Genomic DNA, 20144 nt, shown 5'->3' with positions numbered 1-20144 from the left:
GTCAACACCCGACTGCAGGTCGAGCATCCCGTCACCGAGGAAACCTCCGGCATCGACCTCGTGCTGCAGCAGTTCAAGATCGCCAACGGCGAAGAACTGTCCATCACCGAGGACCCCGAACCACGCGGGCATTCGTTCGAGTTCCGGATCAACGGCGAAGACGCCGGCCGCGGGTTCCTGCCCGCCCCCGGCCCGGTCACCACCTTCACCGCCCCCTCCGGCCCGGGTGTGCGTGTCGATTCCGGTGTCGAGTCCGGCAGTGTGATCGGTGGCCAGTTCGATTCGATGCTCGCCAAGCTCATCGTCACCGGAGCCACCCGCGACGAAGCCCTCGCACGCTCGCGCCGCGCGCTCGCGGAGTTCACCGTCGACGGGTTGGCGACGGTCATCCCGTTCCATGCTGCGGTGGTCTCCGATCCGGCGTTCATCGGCGACGGGGAGTCGTTCTCGGTGCACACCCGCTGGATCGAAACCGAATGGGACAACCAGGTACCCCCGTTCACCGCAGGCCAGCCGATCGACGACGACGACGCACTACCCCGCCAGTCCGTCGTCGTCGAGGTCGGCGGCCGACGTGTCGAGGTCTCCCTACCCGGGGAACTGTCCCTCGGCGGCAACAACGGCGGGAATGCCGGTGCGGTGCGGCGTAAACCCAAAGCCCGTACCCGCGGCGGTGCCGGTGCAGGAGCAGCATCCGGAGACTCGGTCACCGCACCGATGCAGGGCACCGTGGTCAAAGTCGCCGTCGAAGAAGGCCAGGAAGTCGCCGCCGGTGACCTCGTCGCCGTCCTGGAAGCGATGAAAATGGAAAACCCCGTCAACGCCCACAAAGCAGGCACCATCACCGGCCTGACCGTCACCGCAGGCGACGCCATCACCCAAGGCACCGTCCTCGCAGAGATCAAATGACGTAGCGATGTCCGAGCTTCCGGAAATTCGGATCGGTACGGCCGATCGGGAGAAGGCCCTCGAGGCACTGAGCCTGCACTTCAGTGAGGGGCGGCTGACTGTGCCCGAATTCGACGAGCGCAGCGCCGTCGTTGCTTCGGCGACGACGCGTGGGGAGATCGACAAGGTATTCGTCGATCTCCCCGCTACTTCGACGTCGCACACACCCGCCCAGCTCGGGAAGTCTCCGGCACCGGCCGAGGGCGGTGCCGGAATCGATTGGCGTGCAGTGGTGATGCCCCTGGTCATCTTCGGTTCACTGGCATTGTTCTTCCTCACCGACTTCGATCAGAAGTGGCTCTTCTTCCTTCTCATTCCCCTCGCCGGTGCCTTGCTGTCCGCAGGCGGTCACTCGAAGAATTCGAAGAAGAAGAAGAAGGATCGTTGAAGGCGCTTCTGTTCGATGTGTTCGGCACGGTGGTCGATTGGCGCACCAGCGTGGCCCGCGAGGTCGAATCGGTGTGTGGTTCCGACGTCGACAGTCATGCATTTGCCGACCGCTGGCGCAGCCTGTATCAACCGGCGATGGAACAGGTTCGATCGGGCAGTCGACCGTTCACCCGACTCGATGTACTCCATCTCGAGTCTCTTCGAGTCGTACTGTCGGAGTTCGATGTTCGGCTCGACGACAGTGATGTCGCATCCTTGAATCACGCCTGGCATCGGTTGGATCCATGGCCGGACTCGGTGCCTGGGCTCACCCGGCTCCGCACCGAATTCATCGTCGCTCCGCTCTCCAACGGAAACATCTCGCTGCTGCTGGACATGGCCAAGAATGCCGGACTGCCGTGGGACGCGATCCTCGGCGCGGAACCGGTACAGGCGTACAAGCCCATGCCCGACGCGTATCTCCGCACCGCGGACATTCTGGGTGTCGAGCCGAGCGAGTGCATGATGGTGGCCGCACACAACAGCGATCTCGCTGCGTCCGCGGACTGTGGCTTCGCAACTGCATTCGTCGCCCGTCCACTCGAACACGGGCCGAGTCAGACTGCCGACCTCGTTGCGGAATCGGACTGGACCTACAGCGTCGACTCGATCGATTCTCTCGCAACGCAATTGGGCTGCTGACAGCACCTGTCACGTCAGCGGAATCAGCTGGTGCGCGATCCACGCGTCCACATCCCGGTGCGAACGGAAGCGAACAATCGTCAGCTCTGGGCAGCGCACACTCAGTCGCTGCACCCGCTCGGTCGTCAACCGGTAGGTGCTCCAGGCCCACCGGACGATGTACTCGCGATCGAAGAAGATTCGGTGCAGCGGCGGTTCGATGTTCCCGTTCCACAGCTCCTGCCTACCGAACCTACGACGGAGTGTGCGAACGATGACCTGCCGGATGATTGTTCGACGCGGTAGGTCGAGCCACAGGAACAGCTCGGCTCGATCGGCGAGATGGTCCCGGACGATGTTGTACTGCCACTCGGTGACCCACGACGGGCGTGCAAGAAACTCGTCGACATCGCGCTCGAAAGTCGGATGCGGTGTCCAGTTCGGTCCGTGGAACAAGCTGTCGATCTCGACGTGTTCGATGTCGAGCAAGGACCCGATGCGAGCGGCCAGCGTGGTCTTTCCGGAACCGGATGTCCCCGCGACGACGATCCTCGCGGGGCGACGGGACACTGCATCGTGCGGTCCGAGAATCACGGAGAAGACGGTAGCGAATCGTGGGAACCGATAGGTCGTCGACTACGTCGAATGATTGCCACGATCCCGACCATCAGGGGCAACTGCAGAAAAACGATGGCGTTGAGAGCGTCGTTCGGAAGAGGCAGGTAATCGAAGAACTGGGCCGTTCCGGTCACGATGAGCACCAGGTAGGACAGTTGCATCGACAGCATGTGCCGTCGCACCCAACCCGCTCGAGAGCGCCCGAACACGGGCTGCCACCACCCGAACAGCACCAGCGCGGCCGTCAGGATCGACACTGCATGAAACACGCTCCAGCCGTCCCGCAGGTCGGTGATGAAGAACGACGACGCGACCATCACCAGCAGGGCGACGCCGTACACACGCCCCCAGCGCCGGTGACGCGGCGTCCCTTTGCGCGCGAGCAGAATTACGGCCCCGAGTAGAACCGACAGCAGCGCGGCCGAGATGTGCAGCACCGTGATCGGCATCGGCCACCACCTTTCGCGGCCTCGACGCTACCGAATCGAGAGCGACGAGCGTGCTGTACCCGACTGGTTGCGCCCGCTACGGTTGGGCGTTCAGTGCCAGGATTGCCTGCGCCATATTGTTCACGAACTCTCGACGTGGCATCTCGGGCAGCCGGTCGAGTGAGAGGTACGGGTTCAGGTCTTCGAGCTCGACCAACAGCAGCGCTCCGTCGGCGGTGCGGCATGCGTCGACCCGGGTGATTCCGTGGTCGATGTCGTTCCAGTCGACGAATCGTTGCGCGAACTCTTCGTCGTGAGCAGTAGTCGAGTACGGCTCCAAGTCCCAGCGTCGGCCGGGGTCTGGAGCGTACAGGGAGTATTGCAACGTGCGGTCGATGAAGTAGAACGACACTTCGTACACGAAATCGATTCGCGGCTGAATCAGGCTGCCCGGCTCTGCTTGCGACAGTTCGGCGCGCCCGATCTGACGCATACCGATCGAGTCGGCTCCCCATTTCGGTTTCACCACATAGGTATCCACCTCGGGTAAGCGCGAGACGTCTCGCGGGCTGTCGACGGTAGGGATGACCGGAAAACCATCTGCGAAAAGATCGACCAGGTACTGCTTGCCTCTCTGGTCGCCTTTGCCGGTCAGCTGGGTGAAAACCTTCGTGCCGTTCTCGCGCGCATGGCGAGCAAACACGTCGAAAGCATCTTGATATCCGAGTACAGGTCCGGAGTTCCGGACAACGACAACATCGAAGCCGTCCATCAGCGCACGCGTGTCGAGCGGGTGACACAGCGCAATGTCGACCCACTCGCGGAGCTGTGACGACAGAAAAATATCTTCGTCGCAATAGCGTCGGCCCTTCGACAGATACGCCAGGTCGGTGACGAAGAGAACGCGTGGGCGGGGTGCATGCATCGGGCAAATCCTACCGGTCTCGGGACGTCACGATGTTCGCTTGCGGGCCAACAGAAATGCCTGCGATGTCGACTCGTATCCCATCGGAGCTCGATGCACGCGCACGTCCACCTCGAAGTCTGCGTCGACGAGCATGCTCACGACCGCGTCGGGGTCGAGTCGGTATGCGTCGTACGAGACCGAATGTCCGTAGACATGTTCGAGCCGCACTCGCTCGTCGCCGGACTGAAATGCCAGTAGCAGTGGACCGTTCGGCCTCAGCACTCGATGCAGTTCGGCGAACACGGCAGGCAGGTGCGATGGTGGAGTGTGGATGATCGAGTACCAGGCGACGATCCCCGCCAGGGTGCTGTCCCCCGCGTCCATTACCTCCATCGATCCGACCTCGAATCGCAGGTGTGGGTGTTCGCGCCGCGCGACCTCGATCATGTTGGGCGACAAATCCATTCCTGCTACGTCGACGCCGAGACGGTGCAACTGGTCGGTGATGCGGCCGGTTCCGCATCCCACTTCGAGAACGCCGCCGCTCGACACTCGGTCCGCGAATGTCGCCAACAGTCCGTGTTCGAGATGTCGCCCGTCGAGTTCGTCACGAACGAGGTCGGCGTAGCTCTCGGCGACGGTGTCGTAGGCGGCCCTCGTCATCGAAACATGCTGCTGCTCGGTCACAGTGGCTACGGTACCGGCTCACCCGGCGTCGGCAGGTACGAGTGCGTCAGCATCTCGAAGAAGTGCCCGGTCGGGTCGCGGAAGTACACTCCGCGGCCACCGTGGTCGGTGTTGACAGTGCCGGGTTCGGTCATCCGAGGATCGGCCCAGTGCTCGACGCCCCGGTCGACCAGCCTGGTGTAGGCCGCGTCGAACAGATCGTCGCTGACCCGAAACGCATAGTGCTGAAACTGAATATCATCGAAAGGGGGCTCGGCGAATTGAACGAGCGTGCCGTCGGTGAGTTGGACGTTGACGAACGGCCCCCATGACGGTGCCTCTGGCAGTGCGAACACGTCGCGAAAGAATGCCGCAGAATCGGAACTGTTCTTCGCAACGATGATGGTGTGATCGAACGAAATGGACATGCGCTGCCTCCTGGGCAGTACGACGCCTCCATGCCTGACGCAGTCCGTCATCGGCACGCGACGCTGCCGACGATGCTCGCACGGACCCCGAAACGGAGTCAACCGGTGACTTCGCGGCCCCGATTCGGTCTTCTTCGATGACAGCATTGCCGAGGAGAGGAACCCAGCATGGTCGGTCGACTTCTGTTCGTTCACGGTGCCGGCGGATTTCTAAACGACGCGAAGCTGGCGCACGGGTTGGCTCGAGCTCTGCGCCTCGACCTTCGGATGCCGGAGCTGTCCGACACCGCCATGGGTTTCGAAGACTGGGCCGCGCCGGTTCGGCAGCAACTGGACCAGCTTGGACCCGACGATGCGGTGATTGCGCATTCCTTCGGCGCTTCGATCCTCGTCGGGGTCTTGGCAGAACATCGACGGGAACGGCCCCTGCGGGCCACCCTGTTGGCGATGCCGGACTGGACTCCGGCTGGGTGGGACGTCGCCGACTACGCGTTCACCGACCCTGAGCCCGAGACCGACCTGACGCTCGTCCACTGCCGGGACGACGACGTGGTTCCCGTTTCTCATCTGGCGCTGAACTCGAAGGCTCTCCCGTCGGCGACCGTGGTCGAGTTCCCGACCGGTGGTCATCAGTTCGACGGCATGATCGACGCCGTTGCCGCCGAGATCCGCGGAATCGGGCGTCCCCGCGGGGACGCTTTTACTGGTCCCGATCCTCGTAGTCGATGACGAGACCGACTCGGTCTAACATGCAGGCTGGGTGTCCGCTCACCGATAGTCGTGATCGATTCCCGTTGCCCAGTGCGAACATTCGACGGCAATCACGTCGTCTCTTCCCCGCAGGAAATCCCGGGCACCGGCGTCTCCCGACGCCGATGCCACGGCTGCCTCGACATGTCGACGCGCCAGCGCGACCGGATGGCCGGGGCGGCCGTCGAACACGGCCCTGGCGAGACCGGTTTCCTGCGCTGCGGCGAGTACCGCCCGCACCACCTCGGGTCCGACGTCCGGGGTATCGACCACGTGCACCACCGCGTATTCCGCGTCCGACACCGCCGACAGCCCGGCGGTGAAGGAGGCACTCATGCCCTGATGCCAGTCGGGTGTGTGTACCGCGATCACGCCGTCGGGCATGGGCGCATCCGCGGCGCCGAGCACCACGACCACGCGATCACAGCCGCCGTCGCGCAGTGCCTGCACCGCTGTCCTCAGCCACAGCCCGTCGTGGGCGAGAACTTTGGGGGATCCGTATCGCGTTCCGGCACCGGCGGCCAGTAGCACTCCGACGGCAAGGTCCGACACGATCGTTCCTTTCGCTCTCGATTGGAGTCTTGGATGTTCGCACAACATCCGACTCGAGTACGTCGACAAGTTTGTGCGCGCTCGACTAGCGAGGATAGGCGCGATGACTGATTCTTAGTGCACTTCTCCTGCAGCGTCGCAGGAATCCTGCCCTGTTGCTTCCGCGAGGTGCCCACCCATGTCCGTCAAGCCCACCACACGCAGACGTGTCCATCCTGTCGACGAAGTTCTCCCGGTTCCGAAGCTTGCCGCCTACGGGTTCCAACATGTCGTCGCGTTCTACGCAGGCGCTGTCTTGGTACCGATCATCATCGGCAGCGCGATCGGACTGACCAACGAACAACTGATTCACCTGATCAATGCGGATCTGTTCACCTGCGGCATCGCATCGATCATTCAATCGGTCGGATTCTGGAAGGTCGGCGTCCGCCTGCCGCTCCTACAGGGTGTGACGTTCGCCGGTGTCTCTCCGGTGATCGCGATCGCGATGGCGAACGGCGGCGGCACCGAGGGGTTGCTGTACGTCTACGGTGCCGTCATCGTCGCCGGTCTCGTCACGTTCTTCATGGCTCCGTATTTCAGCAAGCTGTTGCGCTTCTTCCCGCCCGTGGTGACCGGTACCGTCATCACGATCATCGGAGTGGCGCTGCTCCCCGTCGCAGTCAACGATGCAGTGACCAATCCTGCTACTCACGAACAGGATCCGTCCAACGGGCGGTGGATGGCCTACGCGATCGGCACCCTGCTGATAATCGTGCTGATCCAACGGTTCTTCAAGGGCTTCATGGCCACCATCGCGGTGCTGCTGGGCCTGGTGATCGGCAGTGCCGTCGCATTCGTCCTGGGAGACATGAATTTCGACGGCACCTCCGAGGCGTCCTGGATCGGCTTCACGCAGCCCTTCCTGTTCGGTGTGCCCAAATTCAGTGTCGTCGCGATCATTTCGATGATCGTCGTCATGCTCATCATCGCCGTCGAAACCACCGGCAGTGTGTATGCGACGGGTGAGATCGTCGGCAAGCGCATCAAGAAGGACGACATCGCAGCGACTCTGCGAGCGGACGGAGTTGCCACCGTCATCGGCGGTACGTTCAACTCGTTCCCGTACACGGCCTTCTCGGAGAACGTCGGCCTGGTCCGCCTGACCGGTGTGCGCAGCCGGTGGGTGGTGGCCACGGCCGGCGGCATCATGATTCTGCTCGGCCTGCTACCCAAGACGGCAGCCGTCGTCGCATCGATCCCACCCCCGGTGCTGGGCGGAGCCGCGCTCGCCCTCTTCGCGACAGTCGCCGTGGTCGGAATCCAGACACTGTCGAAGGTGGATTTCACCGATCACCGCAACCTGATCATCGTCGCGACGAGCCTCGGGCTCGCGATGCTCGTGACTATTCAACCGACGGTTTCCGAGGGTGTGCCCGATTGGTTGGAAATGTTGTTCGGCAGTGGCATCGTTCTCGGCGCGGTCTCGGCAATCGTGCTCAACGTCTTGTTCTTCCACATCGGTAATCGCGGGCAGGCCGTCGCCGGTGGTCCGAGTAAGGGCATCACCCTCGACACGGTCAACGAGATGTCCGCCGAGGACTTCGCTGCCACGTTCGGCGGCTTGGTGCAGGGCACCCCGTGGGTTGTCGAACGCGCCTACCACCAGCGGCCTTTCGCCGATGCGCACGGTCTGCGCGAGGCCTTCCAGGAGGCACTGTTGGCCGGCACCACCGAGGAACAGATCGAGCTGATCAACAGCTACCCCGATCTCGGCAGCGAGGACGCCACCGGCACCCTCAATGCGGCGGACCACGTCGGCTTGTCCAACCTGGAGGAGGACGAGCACGACAACATCGTCCAACTCGCCGCCGAATACCGCAAACACTTCGGCTTCCCGCTGGTGATCTGTGCACGGGAGACCGAACGTTACGATCGAGTCCTGGCCAACGGGTGGTCGCGCGTCGAGAACGCACCGTCGGCGGAGCGGTCGTTCGCGATGATCGAGATCGCCAAGATCGCGAACTACCGGTTCGACGATCTCGTGGCCGACGCCAACCCGATCGCGGCCGCGCGGTTCGGGCGCATCAACGACTTCAGATAGCGAGCGAGATGTGCTGCACGAATGGATAGGGCTCGACGGGTTCAATCGGCTCAGTGATCGGCAGGCGATGCATGCACTCTACGAGTGCTGCGCATCGTCGATCTGGGCCCGTCGAGTGGCCAAGGGTCGTCCCTTCGACAGTCGAGACCTGCTGTTGGACAGAGCAGATCGAGTGCTCGCCGAGCTACCCGAGGCGGAGATCGACCACGCGCTCGACGGCCATCCCCGGATCGGCGGTAAGGCCGACAACCCATCGTCGAAACGTGAGCAGGCTGCGGTGACGACTGCGGGCACCGAGGTACGCGAGAAGTTGGCGGCGAGAAACCGCGCGTACGAGGACAAGTTCGGGCACGTCTACCTGGTGTGCGCCACCGGCAGATCCGCGGAGGACCTGCTCGCTATCCTCGAGGAGAGGCTCGACAACGATGCCGAAACCGAAAGACGGGTGCTCCGCGTGGAACTGGCCAAGATCAACCGAATTCGCCTCGGCCGCATGCTGGGTCCGGAACAGTGACCGGGCTGTCGACGCACGTACTCGACGCCACCTCGGGAACACCCGCGGTGGGAATGCGGGTGCGGCTGTTCCACCCCGAGAAGGGCGAGATCTCCACCGCCACCACCGACGGGGACGGCCGCATCGGGGAAGTCGTACCGGGGCCGATCGATCCGGGCATCTACCGACTCTCGTTCGACACCGGCGACTATTTCGAGGCCACGAAGACACCGAGCTTCTACCCCGAGGTGTCGATCTCGTTCACCGTGACCGAGCCCGATGCCCACTATCACGTCCCATTGCTGCTGTCCCCCTTTGCTTATTCGACCTATCGCGGGAGCTGACATGACCGACCTGACCGGAAAGATCGTCCTCGGATCCAATCAGTACGGCAAGGCGGAGAACCGTGTGGTGCGGATCTATCGGGACTCGCCTCGGCACGAGATCCACGACATCAACGTCTCGAGTGCTCTGCGTGGGAACTTCTCCCCCGCTCACCTGGTGGGCGATCAGTCCAATGTGCTTCCCACCGATACTCAGAAGCAGACCGCATACGCATACGCGAAGACCAAGGGATTACTGCACCTGGAGAGCTACGGCCTCGATCTGGCTCGCCACTACGTCGACGATGTGGAGCCCGTGGACGGTGCCCGCATCGAACTGGAGGAATACGCCTGGGCTCGCGCGGTGATCGACGGCGTCGAGCACGATCACACGTGGACACGCAAGGGTGAGGAGATCCGTACGTCGGCGGTGACCGTCGAGGGCAAGGGCGATGCACAGCAGACGTGGGTGATCAGCGGTTTCAAGGAGATGGTGATTCTCAAGTCCACGGGCTCGGAGTTCCACGGATTCCTCGAGGACGACCTGACAGTTCTCGAGCCCACGACCGACCGGGTGATGGCGACATCACTGACAGCCCAGTGGCGATACACCACCACCGACGTCGAGTGGGACACCGTCTACGCGGGCGTGAAGGCGGCCATGATCGAGCGGTTCGCCAATCTGCAGTCGCTGGCCCTCCAGCAGACCCTGTACGCCATGGGCGAGGCGGTGCTGGAGAAGTATCCGTTCATCGCCGAGATCACCATGTCCGCACCGAACAAGCATCACTTCGTCTACGACCTGGGCAAGTTCGGCATCGAGAACAATCTCGAGGTGTTCAACGCCGACGATCGGCCGTACGGTCTCATTCAGGCAACCGTCGAGCGCGAGGATGCCCCGGATGCCGGAAGTGCCTGGCGGACATACTCTGTCGTCGGATAGAGCGCTGCGCTCACGTGTGCAGCGCTGCGGTCCACTCCACCAACGGCGTGAGAGCTCGCCAGGCATCGCGCACCTTCGTCGCGGCCTTGGGTGTCTCCAGCCAGGCCGGCGAGCCGAAATGCTTGCCCGCCGTCAGTGACTTGTGGCGCAGAAGGTCGATGCGCGGGTGGTCGAGCTCGTATCCCCGCGGCTTGGTCTTGAGCTTGTCGCCGCCGATCTCGTATCCGGCTTTGGTCAGCGCCGCCAGTATCCGCTCGAGCTCCGCTCCGCGGACGTCGTCGTCGACGGTGCGGCGGTAGCGGGCAACGCCGTCGGTCGAGGAGTTGTAGAAGCCGCCTGCAACGAACAAGCCGGCAGGGTCGATCTGGACGTAGTAGCCCAGACTGTCGCCGCGAGCGACAAATCCACCCTGATGGGTTTTGTACGGAGTCTTGTCCTTCGAGAAACGGACGTCACGGTAGGGGCGGAAGATCTTGGCAGCACCGAACTCCGGCTCGAGTGTCGCGAGCAACGCCGTCATCGGCCCTTTGATCGCGGTGTCGTAGACATCCTTGTGCTCGTTCCACCAGAGCTTGCTGTTGTCGGCTTCGAGGTCCTCGTAGAAGTCGAGGGCCGCGAAGGGTATTCCGGTGAAGCCAGTCATTACTCGATCCTATGCGGCCCCGGTGGCCGACGAACGAGGGATGGATTGAAGCGCGAGGTAGACGTCGAGTCGGTCCGAGGTGGAATTGAGGTCGCGGCCCAGCAACTCCTCGACTCGCTTGATTCGGTAGCGCACGGTGTTGAGATGGACGTGCAACGACTCGGCTGTTCTGTTCCACGATCCACCGGTGGCCAGGAACTCACGGAGGGTGTCGGTCAGACCGGCGTCGGTCCGCCGGTCGTAGTCGAGCAACGGAGCGAGAACGTGCTCGACGAACGACCGACGCACGTCGTCGGGAAGAGCCGAGAGCATCGAGACCGCCGACGTCAGTTGCGCACCCGCGGTGACGGTCACCGGGCTCGACCCTTGCCTGCTGACTTCGAGTGCGTGACGCGCCGATCGCAGCGCGCCGTCGATGGTGATTCCGGTGGCTTCGGAACTGACGCCCACGAGCAGACGGCTGTGTCCGATGCCGGAACCCAAGCGGCTCAATCTGGTTCGCAAAGTGTGCGTGAAGTTCGGGTCGTCGGTGTTGACGACCGCGACGATGTCGCCGTGCGTGCTGCATCCGACGCATCCGCCACCGAAAGAGGTCAGCGTGTCGCTCAGCACGGTACGCAGCATCTCGCGCAGGTCGATCCGTCCGCTGTGGGCGACCCTGACGACGATCAGAGAACGATCCGGGTCGACTCCTGCCTGACGCAGCCTCGTCAGGGCTTCGGGTCCGGTGCTGTCGGCTTCGATCAACGCCACTGCTTGGTCGGCGATTTCGCGTCGGACCAGCCGTCCCTCCTCGCGTCGAGCACGATCGAGCGCGGCGATGGCCGCGAGTTGGCCGAACGCATCGGAGATGGCGGGTGGGAACGCCGTCATGTCTCCCGCCACCGCGAGGAACCATCGCGTGGTCCGTTGCACGAGCGACGGCCCGATGCCGAAGATACTGTACACACCGCCGTCACTGAGAGTTGTTGTCGTGGGCAGTCTTTCGGAGGAGAGCGCAGCGTGCGTCAGCATGTCCACGTCGGCATCGGAGAACGCCGAGACCTCGGCCACCAGCCGACGTCCGGTCGCCGTGAAGATCAGACACGCCATCCCGGTTTCCCTGGAGGTGTGCAGCGCCAACTCGTCGAGGGCTCTGCCGTCCGCGATCGCGGTGAGCAGCTGCCGTTGCCGGACGAGCGAGGTGTTCAGCGAGGCGATGCGGTCTCCGGTGACACGGCCGACGAGAAACTCGGTCACCTCACCGAACGAGACGGTCTCGGGCACCGCGAGCAGCGGCAATCCGTGTCGCTCGCAGGCGTCGATCAGGTCGGGTGGAATGTGGCCGAGGAGCCCTTCACCGGCGGCCAGTGCCGAAGCCCCCGATTCGGCGACAGCCTGGACGAACATCTCACTGTCAGCAGGCGTTCGATGCCACACGAGACCGGTGATGACCAGCTCGCCGCCGGCGATGTAGCGGGACGGATTGGGCAGATCGGTCGTGTACGTCCATCGGAGCGTGCGGCCAAGGGCGTCGGCATCGGAGGTGAGCAATCGAATGCCGAGCTGCCTGGCGTCGAGCAAGTCCTTGACCTGCACTGCTGTTCCTCCCCCGGCCTTCGCTGAGCGCGCTCGAAACAGCTGAGCTCGTAGGTAGAAACAGTATGTGTGTGTTGTTTCCTCCGAGTTTCGGGCGTATCGCCGAACGACCGAAGATCGGTAACAGATACTCACTACAGTTCGAGATGGCACATCGGGTGGTGGATCTGCCGGCGTGGTGGATCATCCGGCGAGGACGAGGTGAACGAGGGCCATGGATCTCGGTACTGTCGACGACATTCTCGTTCCCGGCTCCCGCGCGGACCTTCCGCCCGGACGCCCGGACACCGCTGTGCTCGCCGGAGGTACCTGGCTGTTCTCGGAGAAACAGGACCACCTGGCAACTCTCGTCGATGTCACCGCCTTGGGCTGGGAGCCGTTGACCGTCACCGAGACCGGACTCGAGATCGCCGCGACGTGCACCATCGAAACTTTGGCGCGCTACACCTCATCGTGGCCGGCCACCGCATTGTTTCCCCGCTGCGCAGCAGCGTTGTTGGCCTCGTTCAAGATCTGGAAGACCGCCACGGTCGGCGGCAACATCGCGCTGGCCCTGCCTGCCGGTGCGATGATCTCGCTGACTGCAGCTCTCGACGGGGTCGGGCAAGTGTGGTCGGGTGATGGGCCCGATCACGACTACCGCATCGCGATCGCAGACCTGGTCACGGGCCCGCACACCAACGCCCTTCGACCGGGAGACGTGCTGCGCAGCATCGAGATTCCGCTGCACGCACTCCAGTCGAGAACGGCGATGCGCAAGCTCGCACTGTCGCCGCTGGGCCGATCGGCCGCCGTGGTGATCGGGCGGGTCGACCAGGGCGGCGAATTCGTTCTCACCGTCAGCGCGTCGACCGTCCGTCCGTTCGTTCTGCGCTTTCCGAGCCTGCCGACGGCGGGCGAACTCGACGACGCGCTCGCCGCCACCATCGGTCCCCAGCACTGGTACGACGACCCCCACGGGGCTCCGGACTGGCGCCGTCACATCAGTTGCACTGCAGCGCAGCAGATTCGCGAGGAGTTGTCATGATCGTGGACATCAACGGTGTACCGACCGACGTCACTCCGCGGCCCGGTCAGTGCCTGCGCACCATGCTCCGTGAGCACGACCACTTCGAGGTGAAGAAAGGATGCGACGCGGGCGACTGCGGCGCATGCTCGGTGCTCGTCGACGGCGAACCGGTGCACTCGTGCATCTTTCCCGCGTTCCGTGCCGCCAACCGGTCCGTCACCACCGTCGCGGGGCTCGGCACACCGGACGACCTCCATCCGGTGCAGAGGCGATTCGTCGACGCCGCCGGTTTCCAGTGCGGGTTCTGCACTGCCGGAATGGTCGTCACCGCCTCGACACTGACCGAGGACGATCTGGACGAGCTTCCCGAACGGCTGAAGGGAAACCTGTGTCGCTGCACCGGGTATCGCGCCGTGTCCGACGCCGTCTGCGGGGTGGTCAACACCGAGAAGTCCGTCGACGGTCCGGCGTGTGGACGATCCGTCGCGGCACCCGCCAGCACGCGCATCGTCACCGGAACCGAGCCCTACACACTCGACCACACCCCTCCCGGGTTGCTGCACGCCAGTGTTCTCGGAAGTCCACACGCGCATGCCCGGATAGTCTCCATCGATACCACCGCGGCCGAGCAGGTACCGGGGGTGCACCTGATCCTGACTGCGAAAGACAGCCCGACGACGGCCTTCTCGACGGCCCGACACGACCGCCGCGTCGACGATCCGGACGACACCCATGTTCTCGATACCGTCGTGCGCTTCATCGGCCAGCGGGTGGCCATCGTGGTCGCAGAATCGGTCGCAGCAGCCGAGGAGGGATGCCGCGCTCTTGTCGTCGAGTACGACGTGCTGCCCGCAGTGTTCGATCCGGAGTCCTCGCTCGCACCCGATGCGCCGAAGATCCACGGGGACAAGGACGCGTCGGCTCGCATCGCGGATCCGTCTCGCAATCTGGTGGCCGAACTGCACGGCAGTACCGGGGACGTCGACGCTGCAGTCCGTGATGCGGCGGCGGTGGTCACCGGCCGATGGACCACTCAGCGAATACAGCACGTACACCTGGAAACCCACGGCACCATCGGCTGGTTGGACGAGACCGGAAAGTTGAATCTGCGCACCAGCACTCAGGTTCCGTTTCTGGTGCGCGACGAGATCTGCGAGATCTTCGGCTTGGCACGCGATCGCGTCCGCGTGTTCACCGCGCGCGTCGGCGGCGGATTCGGCGGCAAGCAGGAGTTGCTCACCGAAGATGTCGTGACGCTGGCAGTGCTCCGCACCGGTCGACCGGTTCAGTTCGAGTTCACCCGCACGGACGAGTTCACCGTCGCACCGTGTCGTCATCCGTTCCGGGTCGACGTCACCGCCGCCGCCAGCGCCGACGGCACGTTGACCGCCCTGTCGATCGACGTTCTCACCGACGCCGGTGCCTACGGGAACCACAGTGCAGGCGTGATGTTCCACGGCTGCGGCGAGTCGGTGGCGATCTACCGGTGTGCCAACAAGCGGGTCGACGCGAAAACCGTGTACACCAACAACATCCCGTCCGGAGCTTTCCGCGGCTACGGATTGGGACAGGTGATGTTCGCGATCGAATCGGCGATGGACGAGCTGGCGCGGGAGATCGACGTCGACCCGTTCGAGTTCCGCAGACGCAACGTCATCGTCCCCGGCGACGACATCGTCGCCGCCCATCACGAAGAAGACGACCTGCAGTTCGGCAGCTACGGCCTCGATCAGTGCATCGACCTCGCCGAAGCCGCTCTGCGACGGGGCAACGGCGAGCACGCCCCGGCGGGCTGGAAGGTCGGCGAAGGAATGGCGGTGGCCATGATCGCGACCATTCCGCCGCGTGGCCACCGCGCCGAGACCTCGGTGGCGTTGCTGCCCGAGGGTCGGTACGAGATACGCGTCGGGACCGCGGAATTCGGCAACGGAACCACCACCGTTCACACTCAGATCGCGGCCAGCGAACTGGGCACGTCCGTCGACCGCATCGGAGTCGATCAATCCGACACGGACTCGGTCACGTACGACACGGGCGCTTTCGGTTCGGCGGGCACCGTGGTGGCAGGCAAGGCCCTGTATGCGGCGGTTCGCGCCATGTCGGCTCGGATCCTGGATCTGGCCGCCACCGCGACCGGACATCGGAATTCGGACTGCACCCTCGGACCGGAGGGCGTCCGCTGCGGAGATCGCTTCGTCACCCTCGACGACGTTCTGGCGATGGCGGGGGGCACCCTCGTCACCGCGGGCAACAGCGGCGGGCTGCCGCGTTCGCTCGCGTTCAACGTGCACGCGTTCCGGGTGGCGGTGCACGAGGAGACCGGCACTGTGAAAATACTGCAGTCGGTGCAGAGCGCGGACGCCGGAACCGTGATGAATCCACAGCAGTGCCGTGGGCAGGTCGAGGGCGGCGTCGCCCAGGCGATCGGTAGCGCACTGTACGAGGAAATCCGCACCGACGGTGCGGGTCTGGTCACCACGGATTCGATTCGTAGCTACCACGTTCCGCAGTTCGCGGACATTCCTCCCACGGAAGTTCTGTTCGCCGGCACCTATGACCGTCTCGGCCCGTTCGGCGCGAAGTCGATGAGCGAGTCTCCGTACAATCCCGTGGCACCGGCCTTGGCCAACGCGATCCGGGACGCTGTCGGTACCCGACTGTACGACCTACCCATGTCCTCGGACCGCGTGTGGCGGGCGGTCAGCGGTCGTAGAACGTCTGCAGAATGATCGTGCTGCGCGTCTGCACATTGGCGGTGGCCCGGATCTCCTGCAGCAAACGTTCCAGCGCGCGCGGGGACTCGACTCGGACCAACAGGACGTAGCTTTCCTCACCGGCAACCGAGTGGCACGACTCGATGGCCGACAGATGCTTCAACCTGGCGGGGGCATCGTCCGGTTGGGCCGGATCGATCGGAGTGATGGCCACGAACGCCGACAGCGGACGACCGAGGGCTTCCGGATCGACCTGCGCCGTGTACCCACGGATGACGCGTCGGGATTCCAGCCGTCGAACTCTGGATTGAACGGCCGAGACGGACAGGGAAGCCTTCTCCGCCAACGTCGCCAAAGTAGCGCGGCCGTCGGAGACAAGCTCGTCGATGATCAAGCGATCGACGCGATCGAGATTTTCACTCACCTGCGCAATGTAGCCCAAATCGGCGACCAATCAGCGCAGGCGTCCGTTTCTGCTGGTCGAATCGGTGCTTGCGCCTCTTTCTGCTCGAACACCGGAGGTCACACGAAAAGCGGCGGTAGGGCGAGAACCATGACCGCCGACCAACTGACGTGCGTGAGGATCGGTGCCAGAATTCCACCGGACGCGCGCCGCTGCAGGCCCATCACGTAGCCGAGAAGTACCGCGGCGAAGCCGAGCATCGGGTTGCCCGACGCGAGGGTGGCGATGGCGTAGACGACCGTCGAGATGATCACCGGATGCTTGACGCCGATGGCCGAGTACAGCGCTCCGCGGAAGAAGATCTCCTCGGCCACGCCGTTGAGCAGGGCGATGAACACGATGAGCACCAACGAACCCACCCGGGCGTGCGCGAGCACGTTCTCGGTGAAATCGGCGAGCGGCGGAATCTGCCGCACCACGAGACCGCCGAGCATGAACACCCCACCGACGGCGAGACCGATCAGGATGGGCGTGACGATCGGCCGCCTGATCGATCCCCCGACCTGGATGCGTCCGAGATGCAGCGGACCGGAGAGAAACCCGCCCACCGTCCACACCCCGGCCAACAGCAGAGTCAGTGCGTAGAACACCGGGTCGCCCGGCTCGACCTTGAGCGAGAAGTAGAGCACCGTGGCACCGATCACCAGGGTGATCAGCACGACGATTCGGCGCTTACGAAACGCTGCGTCGGACTGTCGGTGATCGCGCTCGACCGGATCGACCAGAGCGGACTTCATCACGTTGAGTGCGGTCGTGGACCACGTTCCCATCACGCCTCCTCGGTATCGGTCAGTCGGCGCACGACCGACCTCGCACGTCGATTCACGTCGGCCACCACGTCGAGATTGGTACGCACCGCTGCCGCAACGGGCTTCGAGTACAGCAGTCGACGCCCACCGAGTGCTTCGATCAACCCCCACGTGCGGTCGGAGGACGCCGCGACGCCGCGACGTCTGATCCCCAGAGCGTCACCGCCGCTCCACGCTGCGTCGGTGCTCGCGAGCCGGAGTGGATCCTTCAGCGCACACACACCGGGAGGGTCACCGACCGTTCCCAGCACACTACGGGCCATGGCGTCGGCAATCGTGGTGAGACCTCGGCGGGGGTCGGGTACGAGCTCACGGATCCGACTTTCCGACGTCGTCATCGTGTTGTGCAGCGAACCGACGAGATCCTCGGCGAGTCCGGCGGGAACCGGAATGATCTTTCCGATGACCTTACCTGCGAGCGAGGTCGGCACCAGCGGCACCGGAACGCCGATGCGCTGGAGACCGGCAGCTTCGACGTACGCGAACACCAGATCTCGATACGGCACCACATCGGGCCCACCGATGTCGTAGGAACCCGCGGGAACCGAGTCGGCGTCGGCGGACGCGAGCAGGTAGTGCAGCACGTCGTCGACGGCGATGGGCTGCACGGGCTCGGCGAGCCAGCTCGGCAGAGGCAGCACCGGCAGGCGGTCCGCCAGGTAGCGCAACATCTCGTACGACGTCGAACCTGCACCCAGGACGATGGCCGCTCTGAGCCAGACCAGCTCGACGCCGTCCACCGTCAGAGCCTCGCCGACGTCTGCCCGGCTCGCGAGATGCTCCGACAGGTGGTCGTCGTCGGGTACGAAACCGCCGAGGTACACGATTCGGCGTACTCCCGCCCGTGCGGCAGCCGCCGCGAACTGCTCGGCGGATCGCCGATCCTGCGCGCGGTAATCGGACTCGCCGATGGCGTGCACGAGGTAATAGGCCACATCGATGTCACCGGATTCAGCCAACGCGGTAGCGCAGGACTGCTCGTCGGTGACGTCGAGCGAAACTGCGGTGACGGAGTCGAAGAAGTCGAAGGTCCGCAGGTTGTCCGGTGTCCGGGAGCCGACGACGACCTCGGCCTCGTCGGCCAGCAGAGCGGCCACCAACCGCGACCCGATGTACCCGCTGGCACCGGTGACGAGAGCTCTCATGCTTCGAGGCTAACGGCAGTCGGGGCGTTGTGTCGGTGTGGCATTGTCGCTCCTATGGCTCTGGTCTTGGCAGGTGTGGTTCTCCCCGATCCCCTCGGTACCGAAACGGTGCTCCGGCGCGGAGTAGCGGTGGCGCGGGCCGGTGCGGGCTGGATGCTCACCACGACCGCTTTCGCGCTTACCCTGCCCGCCCGAATCGAAGCACTGTTGACGCGCATTGAGATGTTGATGACACGCATCGATCACGTGATCGACTCCGCCGACGCCGTGGTCGCCCACGTGCAGCGGACAACCGGGGCCGCGGACGAGGTGGTCGCGTCGGCGTCGGTCGCCTCGCACACCGCGCTGGAGCTGATCGAGTTGTTCGATCCCATCGCTAAAAAGTCCGAACCCATGGCCCGCAAGTTCGTCGACAGCCTGTCCGAGGAGGAAGTCGACGCCGCGATCGCCATGGTCGATCAGCTGCCCGGACTCCTCGATCACATGGAAGCGCTGCTTCCGATCCTCGCCACCCTCGACACGGTGTCCCCCGAGATTCACGAGCTCCTCGGTGTCACCAAGGACGTTCGACGCGCGGTCATCGGCATTCCAGGGTTCAAGTTCTTCCGCAATCGCGGTGAGGACAAGCTCGCCGACGAAGAACGCGACTCGGAGAACTAACGCACTCGACCTCGGCGCTTCCGGACGATCTTCGCGCGCAGTCGTGTCCACCAGGACGGCGCATCCGAACCCGTCGCAGTCGTGGGTGTGGCGGCCGACTGCGAGCGATGCTCACGCTCCAGTCGGTCGACATCGGCGCGGTTGATCCGCCAGCTCTCCATCCAGGTCTCGACATCGACCGGGCCCAGCGGCACGATCGGCGGTGTCGGGAACCGGATCCAGTCGACAATGCGAGCGTTCAACTCGTCCAACACCTCTCGCGCCGAATCCTCGCGCCTGATACCGATCAGTGTCGACGGCAGCCGCTCAATCTCCTTGCGTAGCTGCAGTGCGGTGGGCAGCAACGCATCGGCAGGCAGGTTCTCGCGTTTCAGGTAACCGCGGACCCACCACAGCTCGTCTCCGGGATCGCCGACCGGGATCGGCTTGCCGGTGCCCTCGAGGCCCTCGAACGCACCGTTGTCCTGCGCCTCACGAATCTGCTTGTCCACCCAGGACTCGAACGTGACTCCTGGCTTCTTGCGTTCGGTCACCCCATCGACTGTAGATCCGGTGCCAGGCTCTGCGCCACGTCTGCCGCAAACACGACGAAGCCCCGACCCAGTGCGCGGGCCGGGGCTGTCGTCGTACAGCGGTGCTGGTCAGCCGTACTCGGCGACCAATCGATCGAATTCCTCACGGTCGATGACCTGTGGCTCGTTGATGGCGAGCGCCTGCGCGTACTTGCTCGCCAGGTGGTAGTCGCGACCGAGTGGCCCATGCTCGGCATCGTCCTCGTCGGATTGGATGCTCGCGCCCGGAGGCACCTCGTTCTGCAGGCCGTTGGTCTTGCTGCCGAGCAGAGCGTCGAGCTTCGCGGAAATCTTCTGCATGGTCTCTTGGTCGTCGGTCATGGAATCGGTGTACCCGAATCGCTCGAATCGACACCGTTCCG

At 64.2% G+C, this 20144-nt stretch carries 24 protein-coding genes; 11 read left to right on the top strand and 13 right to left on the bottom strand.

Annotated features, from left to right (window positions below):
- The 3 genes from MTX35_RS10400 to MTX35_RS10390 all read left to right on the top strand — a co-directional run.
- On the top strand, nt 1-909 hold a 909-nt coding region (locus MTX35_RS10400), incomplete at its 5' end, for a biotin/lipoyl-containing protein (protein WP_243594876.1).
- A 7-nt stretch (nt 910-916) separates the two neighbouring features.
- Nucleotides 917-1336 carry a DUF1707 domain-containing protein gene (locus MTX35_RS10395; protein WP_243594875.1) on the top strand — a complete coding sequence of 140 codons (420 nt, stop codon included), beginning with the start codon at nt 917-919 and terminating at the stop codon, nt 1334-1336.
- Nucleotides 1333-2019: a haloacid dehalogenase type II gene (locus MTX35_RS10390; RefSeq protein ID WP_243594874.1), complete on the top strand. Its 687-nt coding sequence runs from the start codon at nt 1333-1335 to the stop codon at nt 2017-2019. Before MTX35_RS10395 ends, MTX35_RS10390 begins: the two co-directional genes overlap by 4 nt.
- A gap of 9 nt (nt 2020-2028) precedes the next feature.
- Here the strand turns inward: MTX35_RS10390 and MTX35_RS10385 are convergent, their stop codons facing one another.
- The 5 genes from MTX35_RS10385 to MTX35_RS10365 form a co-directional block, all read right to left on the bottom strand.
- The gene (locus MTX35_RS10385; RefSeq protein ID WP_308198119.1) at nt 2029-2592 is read right to left on the bottom strand and encodes an AAA family ATPase; all 564 of its coding nucleotides are present in this window, start codon (nt 2590-2592) and stop codon (nt 2029-2031) included.
- Nucleotides 2589-3065, bottom strand: coding sequence for a DUF2306 domain-containing protein (locus MTX35_RS10380; protein WP_243594873.1), 477 nt, complete (start codon nt 3063-3065; stop codon nt 2589-2591). Before MTX35_RS10380 ends, MTX35_RS10385 begins: the two co-directional genes overlap by 4 nt.
- A 76-nt stretch (nt 3066-3141) precedes the next feature.
- Complete coding sequence (locus tag MTX35_RS10375; RefSeq protein ID WP_243594872.1) at nt 3142-3969, bottom strand: hypothetical protein; 828 nt, start codon at nt 3967-3969, stop codon at nt 3142-3144.
- Nucleotides 3970-3996: 27 nt separating this feature from the next.
- Entirely contained in the window at nt 3997-4638 is a 642-nt protein-coding gene (locus MTX35_RS10370) for a class I SAM-dependent methyltransferase (RefSeq protein ID WP_243594871.1), read from the bottom strand.
- 5 nt (nt 4639-4643) lie between these two features.
- A complete protein-coding gene (locus tag MTX35_RS10365) occupies nt 4644-5045 on the bottom strand; it encodes a VOC family protein (protein WP_243594870.1) in 402 nt (133 codons plus the stop codon).
- A 168-nt stretch (nt 5046-5213) separates the two neighbouring features.
- On the opposite strand from MTX35_RS10365, the gene MTX35_RS10360 reads away from it, so the two are divergent.
- Complete coding sequence (locus MTX35_RS10360; RefSeq protein ID WP_243594869.1) at nt 5214-5774, top strand: alpha/beta fold hydrolase; 561 nt, start codon at nt 5214-5216, stop codon at nt 5772-5774.
- 39 nt (nt 5775-5813) lie between these two features.
- Here the strand turns inward: MTX35_RS10360 and MTX35_RS10355 are convergent, their stop codons facing one another.
- Nucleotides 5814-6350, bottom strand: coding sequence for an NTP transferase domain-containing protein (locus tag MTX35_RS10355; protein ID WP_243594890.1), 537 nt, complete (start codon nt 6348-6350; stop codon nt 5814-5816).
- Between the two features lie 175 nt (nt 6351-6525).
- Here MTX35_RS10355 and uraD (MTX35_RS10350) point away from each other — a divergent pair, with 175 nt between their 5' ends.
- Genes uraD (MTX35_RS10350) through pucL form a run of 4 tightly spaced genes read left to right on the top strand, consistent with a single transcriptional unit; the run spans nt 6526 to nt 10189 of the window.
- A complete protein-coding gene (gene uraD, locus MTX35_RS10350) occupies nt 6526-8430 on the top strand; it encodes a 2-oxo-4-hydroxy-4-carboxy-5-ureidoimidazoline decarboxylase (protein WP_243594868.1) in 1905 nt (634 codons plus the stop codon).
- A gap of 10 nt (nt 8431-8440) precedes the next feature.
- Nucleotides 8441-8944: a 2-oxo-4-hydroxy-4-carboxy-5-ureidoimidazoline decarboxylase gene (uraD, locus tag MTX35_RS10345; RefSeq protein ID WP_308198118.1), complete on the top strand. Its 504-nt coding sequence runs from the start codon at nt 8441-8443 to the stop codon at nt 8942-8944.
- The gene (gene uraH, locus MTX35_RS10340) at nt 8941-9267 is read left to right on the top strand and encodes a hydroxyisourate hydrolase (RefSeq protein WP_243594867.1); all 327 of its coding nucleotides are present in this window, start codon (nt 8941-8943) and stop codon (nt 9265-9267) included. The genes uraD (MTX35_RS10345) and uraH overlap by 4 nt, the downstream gene beginning before the upstream one ends.
- 1 nt (nt 9268) lies before the next feature.
- Complete coding sequence (gene pucL / locus MTX35_RS10335) at nt 9269-10189, top strand: factor-independent urate hydroxylase (RefSeq protein ID WP_243594866.1); 921 nt, start codon at nt 9269-9271, stop codon at nt 10187-10189.
- A gap of 10 nt (nt 10190-10199) precedes the next feature.
- Here pucL and MTX35_RS10330 read toward each other — a convergent pair whose 3' ends face one another.
- Both MTX35_RS10330 and MTX35_RS10325 read right to left on the bottom strand, forming a co-directional pair.
- On the bottom strand, nt 10200-10832 hold the full coding sequence (locus tag MTX35_RS10330) for a DUF2461 domain-containing protein (RefSeq protein ID WP_243594865.1): 633 nt from the start codon (nt 10830-10832) through the stop codon (nt 10200-10202).
- Nucleotides 10833-10841: 9 nt separating this feature from the next.
- Nucleotides 10842-12410 carry a PucR family transcriptional regulator gene (locus MTX35_RS10325; RefSeq protein WP_243594864.1) on the bottom strand — a complete coding sequence of 523 codons (1569 nt, stop codon included), beginning with the start codon at nt 12408-12410 and terminating at the stop codon, nt 10842-10844.
- Nucleotides 12411-12624: 214 nt separating this feature from the next.
- Between MTX35_RS10325 and MTX35_RS10320 the strand changes: the two genes are divergently transcribed.
- Both MTX35_RS10320 and MTX35_RS10315 read left to right on the top strand, forming a co-directional pair.
- Complete coding sequence (locus MTX35_RS10320; protein ID WP_243594863.1) at nt 12625-13437, top strand: FAD binding domain-containing protein; 813 nt, start codon at nt 12625-12627, stop codon at nt 13435-13437.
- Nucleotides 13434-16148 carry a molybdopterin cofactor-binding domain-containing protein gene (locus tag MTX35_RS10315; protein WP_243594862.1) on the top strand — a complete coding sequence of 905 codons (2715 nt, stop codon included), beginning with the start codon at nt 13434-13436 and terminating at the stop codon, nt 16146-16148. The genes MTX35_RS10320 and MTX35_RS10315 overlap by 4 nt, the downstream gene beginning before the upstream one ends.
- Here the strand turns inward: MTX35_RS10315 and MTX35_RS10310 are convergent.
- The 3 genes from MTX35_RS10310 to MTX35_RS10300 form a co-directional block, all read right to left on the bottom strand.
- Complete coding sequence (locus MTX35_RS10310; protein ID WP_032376860.1) at nt 16120-16557, bottom strand: Lrp/AsnC family transcriptional regulator; 438 nt, start codon at nt 16555-16557, stop codon at nt 16120-16122. The genes MTX35_RS10315 and MTX35_RS10310 overlap by 29 nt on opposite strands.
- 98 nt (nt 16558-16655) lie before the next feature.
- A complete protein-coding gene (locus MTX35_RS10305) occupies nt 16656-17366 on the bottom strand; it encodes a CPBP family intramembrane glutamic endopeptidase (RefSeq protein WP_094611703.1) in 711 nt (236 codons plus the stop codon).
- Nucleotides 17366-18550: an NAD(P)H-binding protein gene (locus MTX35_RS10300; protein ID WP_243594861.1), complete on the bottom strand. Its 1185-nt coding sequence runs from the start codon at nt 18548-18550 to the stop codon at nt 17366-17368. The genes MTX35_RS10305 and MTX35_RS10300 overlap by 1 nt, the downstream gene beginning before the upstream one ends.
- Nucleotides 18551-18604: 54 nt before the next feature.
- Between MTX35_RS10300 and MTX35_RS10295 the strand changes: the two genes are divergently transcribed.
- On the top strand, nt 18605-19210 hold the full coding sequence (locus MTX35_RS10295) for a ribulose 1,5-bisphosphate carboxylase large subunit (RefSeq protein WP_243594860.1): 606 nt from the start codon (nt 18605-18607) through the stop codon (nt 19208-19210).
- Here the strand turns inward: MTX35_RS10295 and MTX35_RS10290 are convergent.
- Both MTX35_RS10290 and MTX35_RS10285 read right to left on the bottom strand, forming a co-directional pair.
- Entirely contained in the window at nt 19207-19743 is a 537-nt protein-coding gene (locus MTX35_RS10290) for a DUF1992 domain-containing protein (RefSeq protein ID WP_243594859.1), read from the bottom strand. The genes MTX35_RS10295 and MTX35_RS10290 overlap by 4 nt on opposite strands.
- Nucleotides 19744-19851: 108 nt before the next feature.
- On the bottom strand, nt 19852-20103 hold the full coding sequence (locus MTX35_RS10285) for a modification methylase HgiDII (protein ID WP_243594858.1): 252 nt from the start codon (nt 20101-20103) through the stop codon (nt 19852-19854).
- Between the last annotated feature and the right edge of the window lie 41 nt (nt 20104-20144).

Source organism: Rhodococcus sp. ARC_M12, from assembly GCF_022810385.1.
GTDB lineage: Bacteria > Actinomycetota > Actinomycetes > Mycobacteriales > Mycobacteriaceae > Rhodococcoides > Rhodococcoides navarretei.
Note: the sequence above shows the minus strand (reverse complement) of the source record. Positions and strands in the feature narration are given on the sequence as shown.